Raw genomic sequence first — 18594 nt, forward strand, 5'->3', positions numbered from 1 at the left:
TCACCTATTTCTTGATTGTATAAAATGAAAAGTGAGGGGAGAGGAGTTAGTGAGCCATCCATCTCCATCTCACTTTTTAGTTCTTATTCTTCAAATTGAGCTTGAACAAAGGCTAGAGCACCTTGTCCATCGCGTGTCAATTTAATGTACTGAGCACCTTCTGTCTTCGCCAATTTGATGCCTAGTTTATCTGTTTCAGCTTTCATATCCTCAAAGTTTGAAGCTACTTGAGGAGCAAGAATAACAAGGTCAAATTCTGGCAACATTTCACGGTGAGCACCGTAACCACCAGCAGCAGCCTTCACAGGAACATTGTATTCTGCAGCAGCTTTATTCAAAGCATTGGCAAGAAGTCCACTAGTTCCACCACCTGCACAAAGAACCAATACGTTTGTTTCTTTTGTGATATTGTTTTGAACTGGTTCACCTTCAACACCAGCTTTTGCAAGAATAGCATCTGCTTTTGCAGTGTTAAAGTTTGCAGCTACTTTTTCTTTTAATTCATCATTAGCTTTACCTGAACGTTCTTCTTCAAGAATTTGTTCATCATAAACCTTGAGGAATGGATAGTAGATAACAATATCTACTACAATTAATAATGCTGCAAGAGCGAATGATAAGAACTGGAAGTTTGTACCAAGAACAATACCAAGAGGTCCTGGTGTAGTCCATGGAAGGTTGGCAGTGAATGAGTTCATGCCAAGTGTTTCAATAAAGAACTTAAAGATCCATACGTTTGCAATTGGTGCAAAGATGAATGGGATAAAGAAGATTGGGTTCAAAACAAGCGGTGCACCAAACAAGATTGGTTCGTTTACACCGAAGAATGTAGGAACTACTGAAGCACGTCCAATAGCACGATTTCGTTTTGATTTACATAACCACATAAACATGAACGGAACAACAAGAGTTGCACCAGTACCACCCATAGTAACGATGAACATTTGTGTACCAGATGTAAGGATCTTATCAGCGTGCATACCTTGTTGGAGAAGGTTCAAGTTGACTTCAGCATTTGCATAAGTAATCGCTGCAATCGCAGGTTCAACGATAGATGGGCCATGGATACCAATAAACCAGAAGAATGCAAAGGCACCGAAAATGATCGTAATACCAACATAACCGTCTGCTGCTGAGAATAGAGGTGCAAAGAATTTTCCGATTGATTCTGCTACACTTGTACCAACAAATTGACGAGCAAGTAAGTCAAGACCGTAAAGGGAAACGACAGAAAGCGTAAATGGAATAACATCTTTAAAGACCTGTGAGATATTTGGTGGAACTTCGTCAGGCATTCGAATAGTAACATTATTCTTCACACAAACCTTATAGATTGCTACAGTAACAAAGGCTGCTAGAAAAGCTGAAAGCAAACCTTTTGTTCCGAGGAAACCTGTTGCAAAGCCTCCTTCAATTGGGTCAGCTGCCAAGATCAATAAACCAACAATAGCAGCTAATAGAGTTGACATATAGTTGATTTGGTTGGTTTTTTCCATACTACGGTTAACAGAGTCTGTTAATGATTTAGCTGTTGTACCCGCGACCAAGAGGGCGAGAATACCCATTGAATAGCTATAAGGTTTCATCAAAAAGGCCACAACTTCATCAGACCATTGGAAGCCCCATGAATTAGGTACAAAGGCAATTAAGATAAAAATACTTGAGAATAGAATGACAGGCATTCCAGCGATAAATCCATCACGAATAGCACGAAGATAGATATTTCGAGATAGTTTTTCAAAGAAAGGCTTTCCTTTCTCGATATAGGCAATTAACTTATTCATTATTTAGCTCCTCTTTTATAAAGTTCAATTAAATGATGCATCAAATCTTTTAGCAAGATTGTTGTCATCAGGTGATCCTGTCCGTGCATCATTGTGATGCTGTATGGAATTTCTTCCCCCGCAGCTTCTTGAGCAAGCATAGATGTTTGCGCTTTGTGAGCTTCCGCAATGCAACCTGCTGCTTCTTCAACAAGAGCTTCTGCTTTTGCAAAATCGCTAGCTTCAGCAGCCTTCAAGGCTTCCAATAGTTTTGAACGAGCATCGCCAGCATAGGCAACAATCTCAAAACCTAACAATGTTACTTCTTCTCTATTCATGATAGATTTCTCCTTATATAATTTTTAGTAAATGTTATGACAATAAACGTTGAATATGTAGAACAAGGTAAACTCGTTCACTCTTATAAAGGTCAACACCCGTTTCCTGTGCAATAACTTCATAAATTTTACTACCAATCTCGAATGCTATCGGATAGGTATTTTTTATATGCTTCTCCATATCAAGCAAGGATTGATTATCATCCCGACTTCGGTCAAGGTAATCCAAGAAATAATTTAGATGAATCATAAAACGATCGTAGAAATTATTATTCTCATTGGTTCTTTGAATATCATAGCTCCTGAGAAGACTCTCAACCTTCTTTATGATTTCCTTTCTCTTATCAATAGCTTCTGCAACTTCTACCTCATTCTCACCCTCGGCATTAATAAAGTGGTAGGCAATTCTCTTGATTTCATCCTTTGGTAAATTACCAGATAGTTTGCTATTATAAATTTCAAAAGACTCTTGAGCTATTTGAAAAGCAACAGGATACTCCTTTGAAATATCAGGTAAATTACTATCCTTATAACGTCCTTGGCTAATCGCTTGATAAGAACAATAGATATGGTCTGTTAAGGTTACGTAGAGGTACTCTTGAACAGGATATTGATATTTTTTAGAAAGTTTATCAATAATCTCATAAGTGACCGTAATAAAATCAAGCGGTACATCCTTGAGAAGAGCCATAAAATTTTCTCGCGACTCTTCTGTTTTCATCCGAAAAACTTTTTCAACCTGATCCTCAGAAATCAAATCTCCCTTCTTCTTACCATACGAAATACCCTTACCAATTACGATCAACTCCTCTCCCTTGCTATTCCGCACAAGAGAAACATTATGGTTCATTGGATTTAATATCCGATACATGTCGACCTCCTTGTTCTGTCATTTAAGAGCTAGAGTATAAAAAATGACCACAAATAACCCTGAAAATAAATTTCTGAGTCATCTGTGATCATGCCTAATATTACTTAGTAACACTCACTCTTATTAACTTGTGACTTAAGTATAGCACAAGATTTTTATTTTGTAAACCTTTACATACAACTTTTTTAAAAGTTTTTTAGCTGGGTTTTAGACATAAAAAGGGTGGAAATTTACACGCGTTCAGTCCATGAAGTTGCTGTTGTTTTAAGAACTTTGTTGAGTTCATCAATGTTCTCAAAACCAGTTGTACGGAGCCATTCGCGAGCAGCTGCTTCACCGTCTTTGATGTAAGCTTCAACTGATCCAGCCCATGTAGCACGTCCACAAAGAACACCATTGAAGTTTGCACCTGATTCGTGGGCAAATACAAGAGTTTCTTGGAAGAGCTTAGCTGACACGCCAGCACTCAAGTAGATGTATGGAAGATTTGTTGCTTCATCTTGAGCTTTGAAGAAAGCAGCTGCTTCTTCACGTGTATGAACAATTTCACCATCCCCAAATCCCTCAACGTATTTCACATTGACTGGAACTTCCACTTTCAAAACATCGATATTGAAGCGTGGGTCTGAGAAGACTTTCATCGCACCAATAACCTTGTGTGGTTTTACTTTAGCGTATTCTGCAGAACCTGCATCAGCAATTTTTTCATCGTAAGCAAGGATTTCAAGGAAGAATGGAATATCTTCAGCCACACACTCAGAACCAATACGTTCAATGTAGGCTTGTTTTTGTTGGTTAAGTTCGTCAGAGCTATCTACGTCATAGTAAAGCAAGAACTTAACAGCATCTGCACCTTGTTCTTTGATACGTTTTGCAGACCAAACATCCAAGCAGTCTGGCAAACGTTTTGTGCTTGTTGTGTCGTATCCAGTTTTTTCATAAGCAAGGAGAAGACCAGCATTTGGAGCAAGAGCTTTAGTCGCTGGAAGTCCGTATTCAGGGTCAAGAAGCATTGATGAAGCGTATTTAGTCAATTCATCTGCTACCAAGACTTTGAGTTCTTCCATTTGAGCTACTGTAGGCTCTTCTGTTTGGTATTGAGCCATCAAACGTTTCAAAGCACCACGTTGGTCAAATGCTAGAGCTGAGATGATTCCATTTTCATCTGAGAGTTTTTTCAAACAAGCACGTTTATTTTCTGTTAAAGTCATTTTATACCTCTTTCACAATTAATTGGTCAAATAAATTTTGATAGTTAGCCATATTGATATGACCAGTCATTTTTTCTTGAGCATTTAGCATACCAAGGACATTCGCCTTAGTCAACAATTCATGATCAGATTCTTTATGGAAAAGACCTGAAGCAATACCTGCCACTGTAGAATCACCAGAACCGACTGGATTTACTACTTGAATTCTTGGAATATCTACTTTGTAGAAAGTGTTACCGTGTTTAGCGAATGCTCCGTTAGCACCTAAGGAAACGATAATCCACTCGATTCCATCAAATAGTGGTTCTTGAAGGACTTCTTTTAATTCGCCCAAATCTTTAGAAATTTCTCTTCCTAAAAGTTGAGATAATTCTTCATTATTTGGTTTAATAACTGTTGGTTTATGTGGAGATTCAAGGACGGCCTGAAGGGCAACACCTGAGCAATCCAATACAACAGGTTTTCCAGCTTGGTTAGCAAGTTCAACCAAACTAGCATAGTAATCAACAGGAAGTCCTGCTGGTAGACTACCTGAAATAGCTACTACTTCTACAGTATTAAGAAGTTCTTTGAAGTAAGCCAAGAAATCTTGTCCTTCTTTTTCTTGAACCTCAGGGCCTTTTTCAAGAATTTCTGTTTGGTTTTCTCCATGTAGAATGGCGATACAGTTACGTGTTTCTCCTTGGATTGAAAAGAAGCGTTTGCTTACTTTATCATCAATGTTTTCTACAAGAAATTCTCCAAGCTTACCACCGACAAGTCCCGATGCGACTACCGAATCACCAAATTCTGATAGGACACGTGTAACATTTAAACCTTTACCACCAGCCGTTTTAGTAACATCTACAACACGGTTGACAGTATCAATTTTCAATTCATCCAAAGGATATGAAATATCAATGGATGGGTTCATTGTGACTGTTAAAATCATAAGTCACCTCTTAGTCGTGGTATTCACCACGATCCCATTTTTCAAGGAACTCTGTAAAGAAGTTGGCATCAGTTTGATGATCGTTATGAGTTTCAACGTGTTGGATTTTAGCGATCAATTTTTTGTTTTCTTCTGATGGTTTGTATTCAGCGTTGATGAAAGCTTCAATAATATCACACATGAGCAATTCGCCAGTGATTTTACCACCAAATCCGATTACGTTGGCATTCAATTGTTCTTTTGCATATAGAGCTGTTGTCATATCGCGAACCAAAGCAGAACGAACACCAGGAACCTTGTTAACAGCATTATTAATACCTACACCAGTACCACAGATACATACACCAAGATCAGCTTGGCCACTAACTACTGCTTCACCAACTTTTTTACCAAAAATTGGATAGTGGGTACGAGCGTGGTCATAAGTACCAAAGTCGATGACTTCATGTCCTTTAGATTTCAAAAATTCTGAAACCGCCATTTTTTCATTTGTTACGATGTGGTCACATCCGATTGCAATTCTCATTTTATCTTACCTTTCTTTCAATGTCAAAATTAGCACATTTTATTCAACATGTCGACACGGATTTGGTGACGACCACCGTCGTATTTACCATTTACAAAGCCTTTAGCAATGTTTTTAGCCAATTCGTCCCCAACAAGTTGAGCACCCATCGTAATCATACGTGAGTTGTTGTGACCTCGAGTCATATAAGCTGAACGTTCATCAGAAACTTCTGCAGCAACCATTCCTTTGATTTTAGTAGCAACCATAAACGGACCTGCACCATAAGCATCAATGACGATACCAAGGTTTTGTTCTTCTTTCTTGACTTCTTCCGCAACTGCTAGAGTTACATCAACAAAGTCTTGACCTTCTGCTGTAACATCCACTACGTGGAAGTTTTCTTTTTCCAAGAAGTCTTTTACAACTTCTTTCAATCTTAAACCTGCAGCATCTGCACCAATAACAATAGACATATTGTATACTCCTTTTTTAATAATAGACTAGTAAACTTTTGAATTCAGATATCATCATCCTCAAAAAGCTACCAGTAGTTTTGTTGACAATAATTTTAATTAAGAACGAAGACCGTATTCCGTTCTTAATAAGTTTTCTTCATAGAAAAACTAGAACAGTCACTTTGTTAAAATAAACACAAATTGTTCTTTATAAACATAATATACTACTATTAGTTGAAAAAGTCAACAATTTATGTTTGTTTTTGTTTATTTTTTATAAAATTTCGATATCAAATCCAACGTGATCAAAATCGACAGGTTTCAAAATTCGAACATCTTTCTTTTCTTCAAGTCGATCGCCTTCTTCAAGTGAAGTAGACAAGCCAGACCATGGTTCTAAGGCGATAAAAGGGCCTTTATTAAGAGTTGACCATACAATTAAATTTGGAAATTCTTCAAAGTGTAGTCTCAAACCTTTATCATGTTTTCTTGAGCGTAAAGTTACTTTGCGGGACTCTAACTCATCTAATGTCACTGCATCATAGCTAAACAAGTCATAATTTAGGTCCAATTCTTGTTGATTGTCTAACAAAGAACTTCTTACTTTGAAATCTAACATTCCTGTTTCTGGGAAAGGTTTCGGAACTGAGCACGTTTCAGGCTCTTCAAATTCAAGATAGTAATCTTCATAAACTTCATCAGCTAAGAGTGGACAATTAAAGCCAGGATGCCCTCCAATAAAGTACGGCATAGTCTTTTCAGATTCTTTATTGTAAATTTTATACTCTGTACGAATTATTTTACCAGTCACAATATAAGTGATTTCTAGTCGGAAATGATAAGGATAATTCTCATACATTTCCTCAGTATCTTCAATAGCAAATGTAACAGAATTATCTGTTTGAGCAACTAATTCAAATTCCTTTTTTCTTACCAATCCATGACGCGGAATTTTTCCTATTTTATGACTTCCGTCTTTATTCTCATAAACGACGGTATCATTTCTAACTGATCCGCAAATTGGGAATAAAACAGGTGCTTGTCCACTCCAATAAGTTGGATCACCTTGCCACAGATACTCTACACCATCTTTATCCTTAATTGAAGATAAAGCACCTCCAAAAGTTTGAAACTGTACATGCAATTGATCTGATTTTAATTCAATCACAGCTGTTACCTCCATTTTTTCAAAAAAACTAGGCTGACTGCTCCACGCTGGAAACTGACAACCTAGTTTTTACAATTTACATTTTTAGGAGCAAATTATTTTGCGTTTGCTGCGTATTCTTCGTTACGTTTGATCATTTGTTTTCTGTACCATGCAAAGATACCAACGTAGAATACAAGGAATACTACTGCGCCAAGGATAGCTTTGATATCACCAGTTGTAGCGTTACCAATTGCCCAACCTAATAGTTTTTCAATTGGTCCTTCAAGAGTTGAGTGAGTAATCAATTGAGTTTGGCTCACACCTTCTGGGAAGGCACCTACACCTTTAGCAAGTTCAGTTGCGAATGGTGCGATAAGTGTACCTGAAAGAAGGAAGAGTGGCAATAAGAGAGTTCCGAAGATAATCATACGGAGCAATTTACCACGAGTAACTACCAAGAGAGCTGGAGTCACACCCATAGCGATGATACCAGCAAGTGGCAAGATACCATTTCCGACTTTTGAAAGAAGCACAGCTTCAACCAACATGATTGGTGCAAGTACGTTAGCACAAGCCCAGATTTCAGCACGACCAGCGATAAATGGCCAGTCAAGACCGATGTTGAATTTACGTCCTTGAAGACGTTTAGTAGCAACGTTTGTAATACCTTGTGAAAGTGGTTCTACGGCTGCGATGAACCATGAACCGATAAGAGAGAATAGCTCCAAGCAGACACCGGCAGTCAAACCAAGTGACAACCAACCTTTAATAACAAGTTCCCATTTATCAGCACCTTCAACACCAGGAACTGGATGTGGAGTTCCCATCAAACCGATAACGATACCAAGGATGAAACCGATGAAGAATTTAGATCCCCAGAAACCGATTCGTTTATTCAATTTAGCAGCGTCAAAGTCGTATTTATCAAGACCTGGGAAGAGTTTATCAAAAATCTTATCCAAAACCATGATAACTGGGTTCATCATGTAGTTCATGTGAGTTGAAGTCATTGGTGATGAACTTGGTGCATTAAGAAGGTCATCAAATGTTGGTTTCATCAAGTCAGAGTTAATGATTTTAAGAACCCCAACAAGAACAACTGCTGCAGTCGCGATGAAGAGTGAAACTCCTTGGCTAACTCCATTGTTGTCAGCGTACCATTTGATCAAAAGACCTGTGATAGACAAGTGCCAGATATCAAAGATATCGACGTCAAGTGTATCAGTTTTCTTCATTGCAAGCATGACAATGTTGACGATCAACATCACAAGCAAGAAGTAAAGTGTCCAAGCTGAACCCCAAGTGATTGTAGCAAGTGGTGCCCAACCAACGTCGGTAATATTCAATTGAATACCAGTGTTTTCAACGAATTTTGCAAGTGATGTTGAGAAAGCACCATTTAACATACCGATGATAGCACCGATACCAGTAAGAGCGATGGCAAGTTTGATACCACCTTCAAGCGCTTTGGAGAATTTCACTCCAAAAAGTAGAGCCAATACTGTCAAAATGATCAGCATGATGATTGGTCCACCCATCTCCAAGATAGGTTTGAAGACCTTATTGGCTAGGTCGATAATGATATCCATAATTTTCCTCCCTTTATTTTTATGGAAATTTACAAAATAATAATTAACTTAATCCGTGTTCTTTAATTGCTGCTTCAATATTGTCATAAACTGGAGCGCTCATAGCTGGAATACGGAACAAGATTGGTCCAGCTTCAACTACTGGAATACCTGGGTCAAAACCTAAGTCAGTTGAAGCGATTGGTGTGAAGATATCATAACCTTTAATCAAGTCTTCATTGACATCTTTTACCATAACTGCGTCACATTGTACATCGTATCCACGGTTTGAAAGCTCTTCTTCTAGAGCACTTTTAATTTGGTGGCTTGAGTTAACACCCGCACCACAAGCAGCAAGAATTTTAATCATTTGGATTTCCTCCGTTTTTTAGTTTCTATTTATTTTAAAATTAAGCAGTTGCTTCTGAGATATACTGGTACAGAGCTTCTGGTTCTGTAATCTTAGAAAGCGCCTCTAGATGACCGTTACCTGTAAAGAAGTCCATCAATTGAGCAAGAATGTTTGTTTGACTTGAACTTGAATTATTGATAATAAAGAAGAGTAATGATACTTCTACTTCCTTGTCAGGTGCAATCATATTGTGGAATGTTACTGGTTTTGGTAAGCGAACCACAACAACATTTTCAGTTAAATTATGAATCGTATCTGTGTGAGGGATTGCTACATTTGGCAAGTCCTTCCCTAGAAATTCCATATCTAAACCGGTTGGGAACATTTTTTCACGTTCAATCAAAGCCGATCGATAGGTATCCGTAACAACTTTCTTTTCTTCCAATAGGGTTGCAACTTGATCAAATAGTTGCTCTTGATTATCTGCTTCTAGACAAAAGACTAAGTCTTTGCTGAAGAAATGATCTAATCCCATGATCTTCTCCCTTCATATTTAACTTTTATGTTACAAGTATAACACTATATGAAACCGTTGTCAATATTTTTTGTTGTATTTTGTTTGATTTTTATTTTTTTTGTTTGATTTTAAACAGCAAATAATTTTAAATAGTTTTGAAAAAAGATATAAAAAAACAGGACATACATCCTGTTTTTTTATATTAATTATTTCTCGTTGTCCAACTTTGTTCAATCAATGGAAGCATATCCTTTAAAACTTCAGGTGTTCCTTCTAGAGAAACGTATCTAAACTTACCATCGTCTGATTTAAAAATCCAGATTACTAGATATTTACCATTTTTAGCAATACAGTTTACGACATAGGCGTCATAACCACCAATTTTTGACTTAGATCCCCAAACTTTAGAGAAATCCTTGCTTTGTTGTTTAGTTTGATAAACGCTAGTAGAAACTTGAACAGCATCAAGAGCAGCATATTCACTTTCACTAACACCAAGGTGCTCTGGTTTAAAAGTATTTAGGGTTACGATATTGATGTCCGTTCCATCACAGTACTGAATATCATCACCACCCTCAACTTCTGTAAAATGTATCCATGATTTTGGCACTTTTACGTAGCCATAAGCATCTGACCCAATTACCTGTGTATCTTTAATTGTTGATTCGGCTACAGTTGTTGTTTCTTGGGCTGTAGTAGTTTCTTGAACTGTTGTTGTTTCTGAAGCTACTTCTTTTTTAGATTTTGAAGTATTACAAGCAGCGAGAGTTAAGCAACACACTAAAAGTGTAGATAAGCTGACCATTTTTTTCATGATCCTTCTCCTTTCACTTCTATTCTAATGAAAGAATAGATAAGTGTCAAAAGATAACTGTATTAGGAATCAATTATTCTTCATCCATACTCAAAACGCTAAGGAAGGCTTCTTGAGGAACTTCTACTGATCCAATAGCTTTCATCCGTTTCTTACCAGCTTTTTGTTTTTCGAGGAGTTTACGCTTACGTGAAACGTCACCACCGTAGCACTTGGCAAGCACATTCTTACGAAGGGCTTTGATATCAGTACGAGCCACAATCTTGTGTCCAATTGCAGCTTGAATGGGCACTTCAAATTGTTGACGAGGAATGATTTTCTTAAGTTTATCTACGATAAGTTTCCCACGTTCATAAGCAAAATCTTTGTGAACGATAAAGCTGAGGGCATCGACCTTGTCTCCGTTGAGAAGGATATCCATTTTGACCAGTTTAGATGGGCGGTACTCTGACAATTCGTAGTCAAAGCTTGCATAACCACGTGTCGAAGACTTAAGTTTATCAAAGAAGTCAAAGACAATCTCAGCAAGAGGAATTTGATAGATGACATTGACACGATTATCATCAATATAATCCATGGTCACAAAATCACCACGTTTGCGTTGAGCTAGTTCCATTACTGCTCCAACGAATTCTTGTGGTACCATGATTTGTGCCTTTACATATGGTTCTTCAATGGTCGCAATCTTTGTAGGATCAGGAAACTCAGATGGGTTCGATACATCCATAGATTCACCATCTGTCTGATTAACCTTGTAGATAACGGATGGTGCAGTCATGATAAGGTCGATGTTAAACTCACGTTCCAAACGTTCCTGAATAACATCCATATGAAGTAATCCAAGGAAACCACAACGGAAACCAAATCCGAGCGCTTGAGAAGTTTCAGGTTCAAACTGCAAACTAGCATCATTTAGTTGTAATTTTTCAAGGGCTTCACGAAGATCGTTATATTTATTTGACTCAATTGGATAGAGACCTGCGAAAACCATCGGATTCATCTGCTTGTATCCAGATAGTGGCTCTGAAGCAGGATTTGTTGCCAAGGTTACTGTATCACCAACACGGGTGTCCTGAACAGTCTTGATAGATGCTGCAATATATCCAACGTCACCTGTCGCAAGGAAATCACGTCCCACTGCTTTAGGTGTGAAGATTCCCACTTCGGTAACATCAAAGGTTTTTCCATTACTCATGAGCTGAATCTTATCGCCTGGTTTGACAACTCCATCCATAACACGAACCTGGAGGATAACTCCACGATAAGCATCGTATACTGAGTCGAAAATCAAGGCTTTTAATGGTGCTGATACGTCTCCTGTTGGAGCAGGGACTTTTTCGACAATTTGCTCGAGAATTTCTTCGATACCGATACCAGCTTTGGCTGAAGCCAATACCGCTTCACTAGCGTCTAGACCAATGACATCTTCGATTTCTGTACGCACGCGCTCCGGATCTGCTGCAGGCAAATCAATCTTATTGATAACTGGAAGAATTTCCAAATCATTATCCAAGGCAAGGTAAACGTTAGCTAGAGTTTGAGCCTCAATCCCTTGTGCAGCATCGACTACCAAGATAGCACCCTCACAGGCAGCAAGGGAACGTGAAACTTCATAGGTAAAGTCCGCGTGTCCTGGTGTGTCAATCAAGTGGAAAATATAAGTCTCGCCATCTTTTGCAGTATAATTAAGCTCAATGGCATTAAGCTTGATAGTAATCCCACGTTCACGTTCAAGGTCCATACTATCTAATAGTTGGGCCTGCATTTCACGGCTAGAAACTGTTTCTGTCTTCTCTAAAATACGGTCTGCTAGCGTTGATTTCCCGTGGTCAATATGGGCAATAATAGAGAAGTTACGAATCTTCTCCTGTCGTTTTTTCAATTCTTCTACGTTCATGATTCTCTTCCTTTCAGGGTATCTATTAATTATAAAATGTTTTTAATATTTTGACAAGACCATACCCTGCTAGGAGTACTAATCTTCGGCGACAAAGCCGTCATTTTCGATGAAATAGCGTTCAGTCATACCTTGGTCAGTAAAGACAATACCGTGAAGGACACCGCCGTAAACAGCTCCTCCATCCATTCCAATCTTACCGTCTTCTGTAATCCAAAGTTCCGCTGTACCGCGTTCTTGATTCAGTAAACCATAGACTGGTGTATGTCCAAAGACAATCGTTTTACCAGTATGATTAGCTGCTTCGTGGAATAGTTTTCTGAGCCAAACTTTCTTGTAATCTGTAGTATCATGCCAGTCATCCAAAGTTAAATCAATTCCAGCATGAACGAATATATACTTATCTGTCTCAATCACAAAAGGCATCTGACGGATAAACTCCACTAAGTCAGCTGCTTCAGTTTCAACACGCTTAGCATCTGCTACACCATCTACTGGTGCATCCAATGGGCGGCCTAGAATAGAATTAATAGTTGTATCCCCACCATTACGACGATAGTGGTCATAGCTTTCTTCAGGGTTATCCAACCAAGTTAAAAACATATACTCATGGTTCCCTGACAAGCAAATAGCTCCCTGATTGTCGACTAAGTCTTTGACCATTTCTAGAACTCGGCGACTATCTTCACCTCTATCAATCAAATCTCCAAGAAAGAGTAATTGAGTCTTACCATCCCATGTTTTTAGAAGGTCCTCAAGCATTCCTGCTTTCCCATGGACATCTCCAATAACATAATAGTCTGTCATTTATTTCTCCTTACTTTGCAACAATTCTCTCGCTTGACTAAGTGCTGCTTCTGTTACATTCTCACCAGCCAACATTTTAGCAACTTCTTCCACTCTTTCATCAACTGTTAACAAGCGAACTATTGAAACGGTTGAATGCTCATTGCTAATCTTTTCAATGAAGAACTGATAATCAGCGATAGCGATGACTTGAGGAAGATGCGAAATAGCTAGAACTTGGCCATGCTGACCAATCTTATGAATTTTCTGTGCGATTGCCTGAGCTACGCGACCTGAAACTCCTGTATCCACCTCATCAAATACAATGCTAGTCTTACCTTCCTTACGAGAAAAGGCAGACTTAATAGCCAACATCAAACGAGATAACTCACCACCAGAAGCTACTTTTACTAATGGTTTAAAGTCTTCTCCAGGGTTAGTTGAAATATAAAATTCAACACTCTCATTCCCTTCACGAGTAAACTTACCTTTAGTAAATTGAACCTGAAATCGAGCCTTATCCATATAAAGGTCTTTGAGTTCTTGCTGAATCTCAATTTCTAATTGTTGAGCTAAGTTATGTCGAGCAGATGCAAGCTTTGTTGCTAAGTCAACTAGACTTACTTCCAACTTTTTGAGTTCTGCTTCCATATCATCTGAAGATAAATTATTACCAGTCAGAAGATTGTATTCTTCTGTGATTTTAGCAAAGTACAACAAAACATCGTCAACATTACCACCATACTTACGTGTGATGGCGTGAATGAGATCCAAACGGCTTTCAATCTGCATTAGATGATTACCGTCGAAATCAAGATCTTCAATAATATCCTCTAAACGTTTGGTAACATCTTCTAGAACATAATAAGATTCAGATAAGGAAGTAGAAATTTCACGATATTCTACATCATACTCTTCTAAACTTTCCATATCATTCATAGCTGAACGGACGTTAGATAGACTTGAAAACTCATCATTATCTAACATAGTATAAGCGTTAGTTAGCGTATCAGCAATATTTTTATGATTTAGAAGTTTATCTCGTTCTTGGTTTAGTTTGAGGTCTTCGCCTGGTTGTAAGGACGCAGATTCAATTTCAGCCATCTGAAATTCCAACATTTCAATACGAGCCTTGTGCTCTTCTTGATTTTTCTTAATCTCAAGAAGTTGCCTGCGCATTTTACGATAAGCATCAAAGTTTGTCTGATAGGCTTGCTTCAGTTCCAGAAAATCTGCATCACCAAACCCATCAAGCATCTGAATGTGCAATTGGGGACGCATTAACTCTTCTTGATCATGTTGGCCATGGATATCAACAAGATACTGTCCAATTGAGCGAAGAACAGATAGATTAACCATCTGTCCATTGACACGACTAACACTACGCCCGTTTTGTAAAATTTCACGACGGATGATGATTTCATCACCTAACTCTATTCCTTGCTCATCAAAAATCATTTGCAAAGCATGACTGTTTTCAACCGAGAAAAGACCTTCAATTTCTGCTTTAGGTGCACCATGACGAATGACATCTGTTGTTGCTCTGGCTCCCAGCATCATGTTCATAGCATCGATGATGATAGACTTCCCGGCACCAGTTTCCCCAGTAAGAACGGTCATTCCTTTCTCAAAATTAAGTGAAATAGCCTCAATGATGGCAAAGTTTTTAATTGAAATTTCAAGTAACATAAGGTCCTACCACTTTTTAACTTGCTCTACAATTTCTACAGCTGCTTCTTCAGTTCGCGCTATAATTAAAATTGAATTATCATCTGCTAAACAGCTAAAAATCTTATCTGAAAATGTTTGAGTCAGTTGACTTTTCACAAAAATTGTATTCCCAGGAATAACATCTAAGTTGATGAAATTTCCCATTCTCTCAAAACTTTCAATATTGTTCTCAGCCAGCTGTAAACTTTTAACTACTGACTTTGGTAATTCATAGACATATGTATTGTCTTTCAAAGGAATTTTTACAATCCCTAATTCTTTGATATCACGTGAAACAGTTGCTTGAGTAGCAGAAATGCCTGCTTCTCTCAAGTGTTCAACGATTTCTTCTTGTGTGCCGATTTGATAGTCAGTCACAAATCTTCTAATCTTTTCAAGTCTTTCTTTTTTATTCATCTTTAAACTCTCTATGTGCTTTTTCTACTAGTGGTTCTATTTCAGAAACCACCTGATTACTTGCGTGTTCTTCCTTACGTAAATAAGCAAGAAACTCAATATTACCGTGGCCGCCTTGAATAGGAGAGAAATCCAATCCTAAGACTGAGAATCCTTCATCAACTGCCATTTTAGTAACTGATTCTAAAACATGTTGGTGAACTTTGGCATCTTTGATAATACCATTTTTTCCAATTTGTTCTCGCCCTGCTTCAAACTGTGGTTTTATAAGTGCAACAACTTCTCCTTGAACGGCCAATATTCTATGTAGAGCTGGTAAAATGAGACTCAAAGAAATAAAACTCACGTCAATACTTGCAAAACTAGGTTCTTGTTCAAAATCAGTCTTTTCAGCATAACGAAAATTAAACTGCTCCATACTAACAACACGTGAGTCTTGGCGCAATTTCCAAGCCAGCTGATTGGTCCCGACATCAACTGCATAAACTAATTTTGCTCCATTTTGAAGCATGACATCCGTAAAGCCTCCTGTTGAAGCTCCAATATCAATGGTCGTTTTACCTTCAACTGATATGTCAAAATTTTCCAAGGCTTTCTCAAGTTTCAAACCTCCTCGGCTCACATACTTGAGTTTCTCACCCTTGAGTTTTAATTCAGTATCATCAGGAATTTTTTCTCCTGGTTTATCAAAACGCTCACCATTAAGGACTGCAATCACTAATCCAGCCATTACGCCCCGCTTAGCCTGTTCTCTTGTTTCAAATAAACCTTGTTTGTAGGCAAGTACATCTACTCTTTCCTTAGCCATTGATTCTCAAACTTTCTACTATTTTTACAATTGGTTCCTTATCAAAGGTGACTAACTGACTAATCTCTTCCAGCTTTGCATTTGCCTGATCCAAAGTTTGGTTACAAAAAACTTTTGCCTCATCTAATCCTAACAAGGCAGGATAGGTTGATTTCTCAGCTTGCAAATCTTTTAGTGGTGTTTTACCAATTTCCTCAAAACTAGCAGTAACATCAAGGATATCATCCCTCACTTGAAAAGCAAGCCCAATCAGCTCCCCAACTGTTTTCAGCTGTTTTTGAAGATTTTCATCCAATCCTGCAATAATTCCTGCAGCTTGAAAAGGGAAGGCTAAGAGTTTACCAGTCTTATTAGCATGGATGGTCTGAAGTTCTTCTAGGTTTAAGTGTTTCCCTTCACCTTCCATATCTAATACTTGACCAGCGACCATTCCCATACTACCCGAAGCAAGGGACAAAGAAGATATTAAATCTACCTTAGCTTCGCTGCCTAAATCAGCTTGCGCTATCAAAGCATAAGGATCTAAAAAGAGGGCATCTCCTGCTAAAATGGCTAGCGCTTCACCAAACTTCTTATGGTTGGTTAAACGCCCTCGACGAAAATCATCATCATCCATAGCAGGAAGGTCATCATGGATCAAGCTTCCTGTATGAATCATCTCAAGCGATGCTGCAACCTGGGCATGAGCTAGAGTGATTGGCACCTGCAAAGAATCCAAAACTTCTAAAAGTAAATAAGGACGAATTCGTTTACCTCCAGCATGTATGGAATAAAGAACCGCTTCTCTTAAATTTGACGCAAATTGCTGGTCACCATAAAACTCCTCTAAGGCTGATTCAACTAAGGCTAGTTTTTCTTGCTTGTTCATAGAAGTTCGCTTTCTGTTCCATCTTCTTGCATGACTTTAACCAAAGTCTTTTCAGCTTTATCAAGCGTAGCTTGCAATTCTTTTGAAAGGACCATTCCTTTTTGAAATGCAGCAATGGCATCTTCTAAAGCAATTTCACCATTTTCTAAACTCTGAACAATAGTTTCAAGCTCTGCTAAATTATCTTCAAATTTCTTTTGTTTTGACATCTTTAACCTCTAATTCTACATGACCATCTCGCATCATCAACATCACCTGGTCATTTTTTTTCAAATCTTTTGCTGAAGATACCACGGTATCCTCTTTTTTAACAATCGCAAACCCCCTTGCTACGATACGACTCGTATCTAACATGAGTAGCGCTTCTGACAAGCGTTTTACTTCAGCAACTTTGGCATCGTATACTACCGCCATTTGACTACGAAGTAACTTTTCAAGTTGTAGCTGGCGATCCTGGTAACGATGAATCTTGACATTTGGTGATAATTGCTCCAAACGGTGAATTTGAGCTTGAATCTTCTGTTGATTTCTAACTAACTCACCATTCAATCCCTGCTTCAGTCGAAGTACTAACTGATCCAAGCGTTGCAGATATCCATCATATAAACGCTCTGGTTGCCTGAAGATGACTGATTGACTAAGCCCTCTAAAGGATTCTTTTTTCTTAGATAAAGTATTTTGTACAGCTGTAGCCATACGTCTCTCTTGATTCTTCAGATAAGTCAAAAGATCTAACTTAGTAACAGGAGTCGCTAGTTCTGCTGCAGCAGTCGGAGTTGCTGCTCTCTTATCTGCTACAAAATCTGACAAAGTAACATCCGTCTCGTGACCAACACTTGAAATAATCGGTAAACGCGATTCAAAAATAGCACGAACAACAATTTCCTCGTTAAAGGCCCAGAGATCCTCTATCGAGCCACCACCACGACCAATGATAAGTACGTCTAAGTCATCACGTTCATTAGCTTTAGCAATGTTACGGGCAATCTCCTCTGCCGCTCCTTCACCTTGAACCTTGGTTGGATATAAAATAATTTCTACACCTGGAAAACGTCTAGTAACTGTTGTAATGATATCCTGGATAACGGCTCCACTACGACTAGTCACAACTCCAATTTTTTTTGCAAATTGAGGTATTGCCTGTTTAAAACGATCCTGAAACAGACCTTCCTCTGAAAGCTTCTTTTTTAGTTGTTCAAACTGAAGGGCAAGTGCGCCGACACCATCAGGCTCTGCCTTTTCAATAATAATTGAATAACTCCCACTTGGTTCATAGACTTGAACTCGGCCGACTACATTAATCTTCATGCCTTCTTCCAAGTCGAACCCAAGTTTTTGATAAATACCCGACCATATGGTTGCTTGTATTACAGCTCGATCATCTTTTAGAGAAAAGTATTGGTGAGTTGGACGCTTTCGAAAGTTAGAAACCTGACCAGTTAAATAGACCCTCTCCAAGTATGGGTCTTTATCGAATTTCATTTTCAAATACTTGGTCAAAGTTGTTACCGATAAATACTTTTCCATCTCAACCTCCTTCTTTCTCTAGTTTTTCCTGGGTATTATTATACCAAAAATATGATTAAAAATCTCTTTTTCCACTTTGAATGGCAAAAATACAGCTTGTTTG

20 protein-coding genes are annotated in these 18594 nt (G+C 38.2%); all 20 read right to left on the reverse strand.

Annotated features, from left to right (window positions below; all coding sequences use genetic code 11):
* Positions 1-83 precede the first annotated feature (83 nt).
* Complete coding sequence (locus tag QM810_RS02070; protein ID WP_414253688.1) at positions 84-1784, reverse strand: lactose-specific PTS transporter subunit EIIC; 1701 nt, start codon at positions 1782-1784, stop codon at positions 84-86.
* On the reverse strand, positions 1784-2101 hold the full coding sequence (locus QM810_RS02075) for a PTS lactose/cellobiose transporter subunit IIA (protein ID WP_414253689.1): 318 nt from the start codon (positions 2099-2101) through the stop codon (positions 1784-1786). The genes QM810_RS02070 and QM810_RS02075 overlap by 1 nt, the downstream gene beginning before the upstream one ends.
* A 34-nt stretch (positions 2102-2135) precedes the next feature.
* On the reverse strand, positions 2136-2972 hold the full coding sequence (locus QM810_RS02080) for a PRD domain-containing protein (RefSeq protein WP_414253690.1): 837 nt from the start codon (positions 2970-2972) through the stop codon (positions 2136-2138).
* A 230-nt stretch (positions 2973-3202) separates the two neighbouring features.
* Positions 3203-4183 carry a tagatose-bisphosphate aldolase gene (gene lacD, locus QM810_RS02085; RefSeq protein ID WP_414253691.1) on the reverse strand — a complete coding sequence of 327 codons (981 nt, stop codon included), beginning with the start codon at positions 4181-4183 and terminating at the stop codon, positions 3203-3205.
* 1 nt (position 4184) lies between these two features.
* The gene (locus QM810_RS02090; RefSeq protein WP_414253692.1) at positions 4185-5114 is read right to left on the reverse strand and encodes a tagatose-6-phosphate kinase; all 930 of its coding nucleotides are present in this window, start codon (positions 5112-5114) and stop codon (positions 4185-4187) included.
* A gap of 10 nt (positions 5115-5124) precedes the next feature.
* Positions 5125-5640, reverse strand: coding sequence for a galactose-6-phosphate isomerase subunit LacB (lacB, locus tag QM810_RS02095; RefSeq protein WP_001216925.1), 516 nt, complete (start codon positions 5638-5640; stop codon positions 5125-5127).
* A 29-nt stretch (positions 5641-5669) separates the two neighbouring features.
* On the reverse strand, positions 5670-6095 hold the full coding sequence (gene lacA / locus QM810_RS02100) for a galactose-6-phosphate isomerase subunit LacA (RefSeq protein WP_000029280.1): 426 nt from the start codon (positions 6093-6095) through the stop codon (positions 5670-5672).
* A 256-nt stretch (positions 6096-6351) separates the two neighbouring features.
* A complete protein-coding gene (locus QM810_RS02105) occupies positions 6352-7260 on the reverse strand; it encodes an aldose 1-epimerase family protein (RefSeq protein WP_414253693.1) in 909 nt (302 codons plus the stop codon).
* Between the two features lie 80 nt (positions 7261-7340).
* Positions 7341-8816: a PTS galactitol transporter subunit IIC gene (locus QM810_RS02110; RefSeq protein WP_414253694.1), complete on the reverse strand. Its 1476-nt coding sequence runs from the start codon at positions 8814-8816 to the stop codon at positions 7341-7343.
* Positions 8817-8859: 43 nt separating this feature from the next.
* The gene (locus QM810_RS02115; protein ID WP_414253695.1) at positions 8860-9165 is read right to left on the reverse strand and encodes a PTS fructose transporter subunit IIB; all 306 of its coding nucleotides are present in this window, start codon (positions 9163-9165) and stop codon (positions 8860-8862) included.
* 40 nt (positions 9166-9205) lie between these two features.
* The gene (locus QM810_RS02120) at positions 9206-9682 is read right to left on the reverse strand and encodes a PTS sugar transporter subunit IIA (RefSeq protein ID WP_006151178.1); all 477 of its coding nucleotides are present in this window, start codon (positions 9680-9682) and stop codon (positions 9206-9208) included.
* Positions 9683-9866: 184 nt separating this feature from the next.
* The gene (locus tag QM810_RS02125; RefSeq protein WP_414253696.1) at positions 9867-10478 is read right to left on the reverse strand and encodes a hypothetical protein; all 612 of its coding nucleotides are present in this window, start codon (positions 10476-10478) and stop codon (positions 9867-9869) included.
* Positions 10479-10551: 73 nt separating this feature from the next.
* Complete coding sequence (lepA, locus tag QM810_RS02130; protein ID WP_414253697.1) at positions 10552-12375, reverse strand: translation elongation factor 4; 1824 nt, start codon at positions 12373-12375, stop codon at positions 10552-10554.
* A gap of 78 nt (positions 12376-12453) precedes the next feature.
* Positions 12454-13182 carry a metallophosphoesterase family protein gene (locus tag QM810_RS02135; protein ID WP_414253698.1) on the reverse strand — a complete coding sequence of 243 codons (729 nt, stop codon included), beginning with the start codon at positions 13180-13182 and terminating at the stop codon, positions 12454-12456.
* Positions 13183-14850 carry a DNA repair protein RecN gene (gene recN / locus QM810_RS02140; protein ID WP_414253699.1) on the reverse strand — a complete coding sequence of 556 codons (1668 nt, stop codon included), beginning with the start codon at positions 14848-14850 and terminating at the stop codon, positions 13183-13185.
* A gap of 6 nt (positions 14851-14856) precedes the next feature.
* Positions 14857-15288 carry an arginine repressor gene (locus QM810_RS02145; protein WP_414253700.1) on the reverse strand — a complete coding sequence of 144 codons (432 nt, stop codon included), beginning with the start codon at positions 15286-15288 and terminating at the stop codon, positions 14857-14859.
* Positions 15281-16096 (reverse strand): TlyA family RNA methyltransferase, encoded by an 816-nt coding sequence (locus tag QM810_RS02150; RefSeq protein ID WP_414253701.1) that lies wholly within the window; start codon positions 16094-16096, stop codon positions 15281-15283. Before QM810_RS02150 ends, QM810_RS02145 begins: the two co-directional genes overlap by 8 nt.
* On the reverse strand, positions 16089-16964 hold the full coding sequence (locus QM810_RS02155; protein WP_414253702.1) for a polyprenyl synthetase family protein: 876 nt from the start codon (positions 16962-16964) through the stop codon (positions 16089-16091). The genes QM810_RS02150 and QM810_RS02155 overlap by 8 nt, the downstream gene beginning before the upstream one ends.
* A complete protein-coding gene (locus QM810_RS02160) occupies positions 16961-17173 on the reverse strand; it encodes an exodeoxyribonuclease VII small subunit (RefSeq protein ID WP_006154290.1) in 213 nt (70 codons plus the stop codon). The genes QM810_RS02155 and QM810_RS02160 overlap by 4 nt, the downstream gene beginning before the upstream one ends.
* The gene (xseA, locus tag QM810_RS02165) at positions 17151-18491 is read right to left on the reverse strand and encodes an exodeoxyribonuclease VII large subunit (protein WP_414253703.1); all 1341 of its coding nucleotides are present in this window, start codon (positions 18489-18491) and stop codon (positions 17151-17153) included. The genes QM810_RS02160 and xseA overlap by 23 nt, the downstream gene beginning before the upstream one ends.
* Positions 18492-18594: the final 103 nt, after the last annotated feature.

The sequence above is a fragment of the Streptococcus infantis genome (genome assembly GCF_047464155.1).
Classification (GTDB): domain Bacteria; phylum Bacillota; class Bacilli; order Lactobacillales; family Streptococcaceae; genus Streptococcus; species Streptococcus infantis_U.

Excerpts from the sequence above, each read along its gene's own strand:
- QM810_RS02070 (WP_414253688.1), bottom strand. The coding sequence starts at position 1,784 with ATGAATAAGTTAATTGCCTATATCGAGAAAGGAAAGCCTTTCTTTGAA.
- QM810_RS02075 (WP_414253689.1), bottom strand. The coding sequence starts at position 2,101 with ATGAATAGAGAAGAAGTAACATTGTTAGGTTTTGAGATTGTTGCCTAT.
- QM810_RS02080 (WP_414253690.1), bottom strand. The coding sequence starts at position 2,972 with ATGTATCGGATATTAAATCCAATGAACCATAATGTTTCTCTTGTGCGG.
- lacD (WP_414253691.1), bottom strand. The coding sequence starts at position 4,183 with ATGACTTTAACAGAAAATAAACGTGCTTGTTTGAAAAAACTCTCAGAT.
- QM810_RS02090 (WP_414253692.1), bottom strand. The coding sequence starts at position 5,114 with ATGATTTTAACAGTCACAATGAACCCATCCATTGATATTTCATATCCT.
- lacB (WP_001216925.1), bottom strand. The coding sequence starts at position 5,640 with ATGAGAATTGCAATCGGATGTGACCACATCGTAACAAATGAAAAAATG.
- lacA (WP_000029280.1), bottom strand. The coding sequence starts at position 6,095 with ATGTCTATTGTTATTGGTGCAGATGCTGCAGGTTTAAGATTGAAAGAA.
- QM810_RS02105 (WP_414253693.1), bottom strand. The coding sequence starts at position 7,260 with ATGGAGGTAACAGCTGTGATTGAATTAAAATCAGATCAATTGCATGTA.
- QM810_RS02110 (WP_414253694.1), bottom strand. The coding sequence starts at position 8,816 with ATGGATATCATTATCGACCTAGCCAATAAGGTCTTCAAACCTATCTTG.
- QM810_RS02115 (WP_414253695.1), bottom strand. The coding sequence starts at position 9,165 with ATGATTAAAATTCTTGCTGCTTGTGGTGCGGGTGTTAACTCAAGCCAC.
- QM810_RS02120 (WP_006151178.1), bottom strand. The coding sequence starts at position 9,682 with ATGGGATTAGATCATTTCTTCAGCAAAGACTTAGTCTTTTGTCTAGAA.
- QM810_RS02125 (WP_414253696.1), bottom strand. The coding sequence starts at position 10,478 with ATGAAAAAAATGGTCAGCTTATCTACACTTTTAGTGTGTTGCTTAACT.
- lepA (WP_414253697.1), bottom strand. The coding sequence starts at position 12,375 with ATGAACGTAGAAGAATTGAAAAAACGACAGGAGAAGATTCGTAACTTC.
- QM810_RS02135 (WP_414253698.1), bottom strand. The coding sequence starts at position 13,182 with ATGACAGACTATTATGTTATTGGAGATGTCCATGGGAAAGCAGGAATG.
- recN (WP_414253699.1), bottom strand. The coding sequence starts at position 14,850 with ATGTTACTTGAAATTTCAATTAAAAACTTTGCCATCATTGAGGCTATT.
- QM810_RS02145 (WP_414253700.1), bottom strand. The coding sequence starts at position 15,288 with ATGAATAAAAAAGAAAGACTTGAAAAGATTAGAAGATTTGTGACTGAC.
- QM810_RS02150 (WP_414253701.1), bottom strand. The coding sequence starts at position 16,096 with ATGGCTAAGGAAAGAGTAGATGTACTTGCCTACAAACAAGGTTTATTT.
- QM810_RS02155 (WP_414253702.1), bottom strand. The coding sequence starts at position 16,964 with ATGAACAAGCAAGAAAAACTAGCCTTAGTTGAATCAGCCTTAGAGGAG.
- QM810_RS02160 (WP_006154290.1), bottom strand. The coding sequence starts at position 17,173 with ATGTCAAAACAAAAGAAATTTGAAGATAATTTAGCAGAGCTTGAAACT.
- xseA (WP_414253703.1), bottom strand. The coding sequence starts at position 18,491 with ATGGAAAAGTATTTATCGGTAACAACTTTGACCAAGTATTTGAAAATG.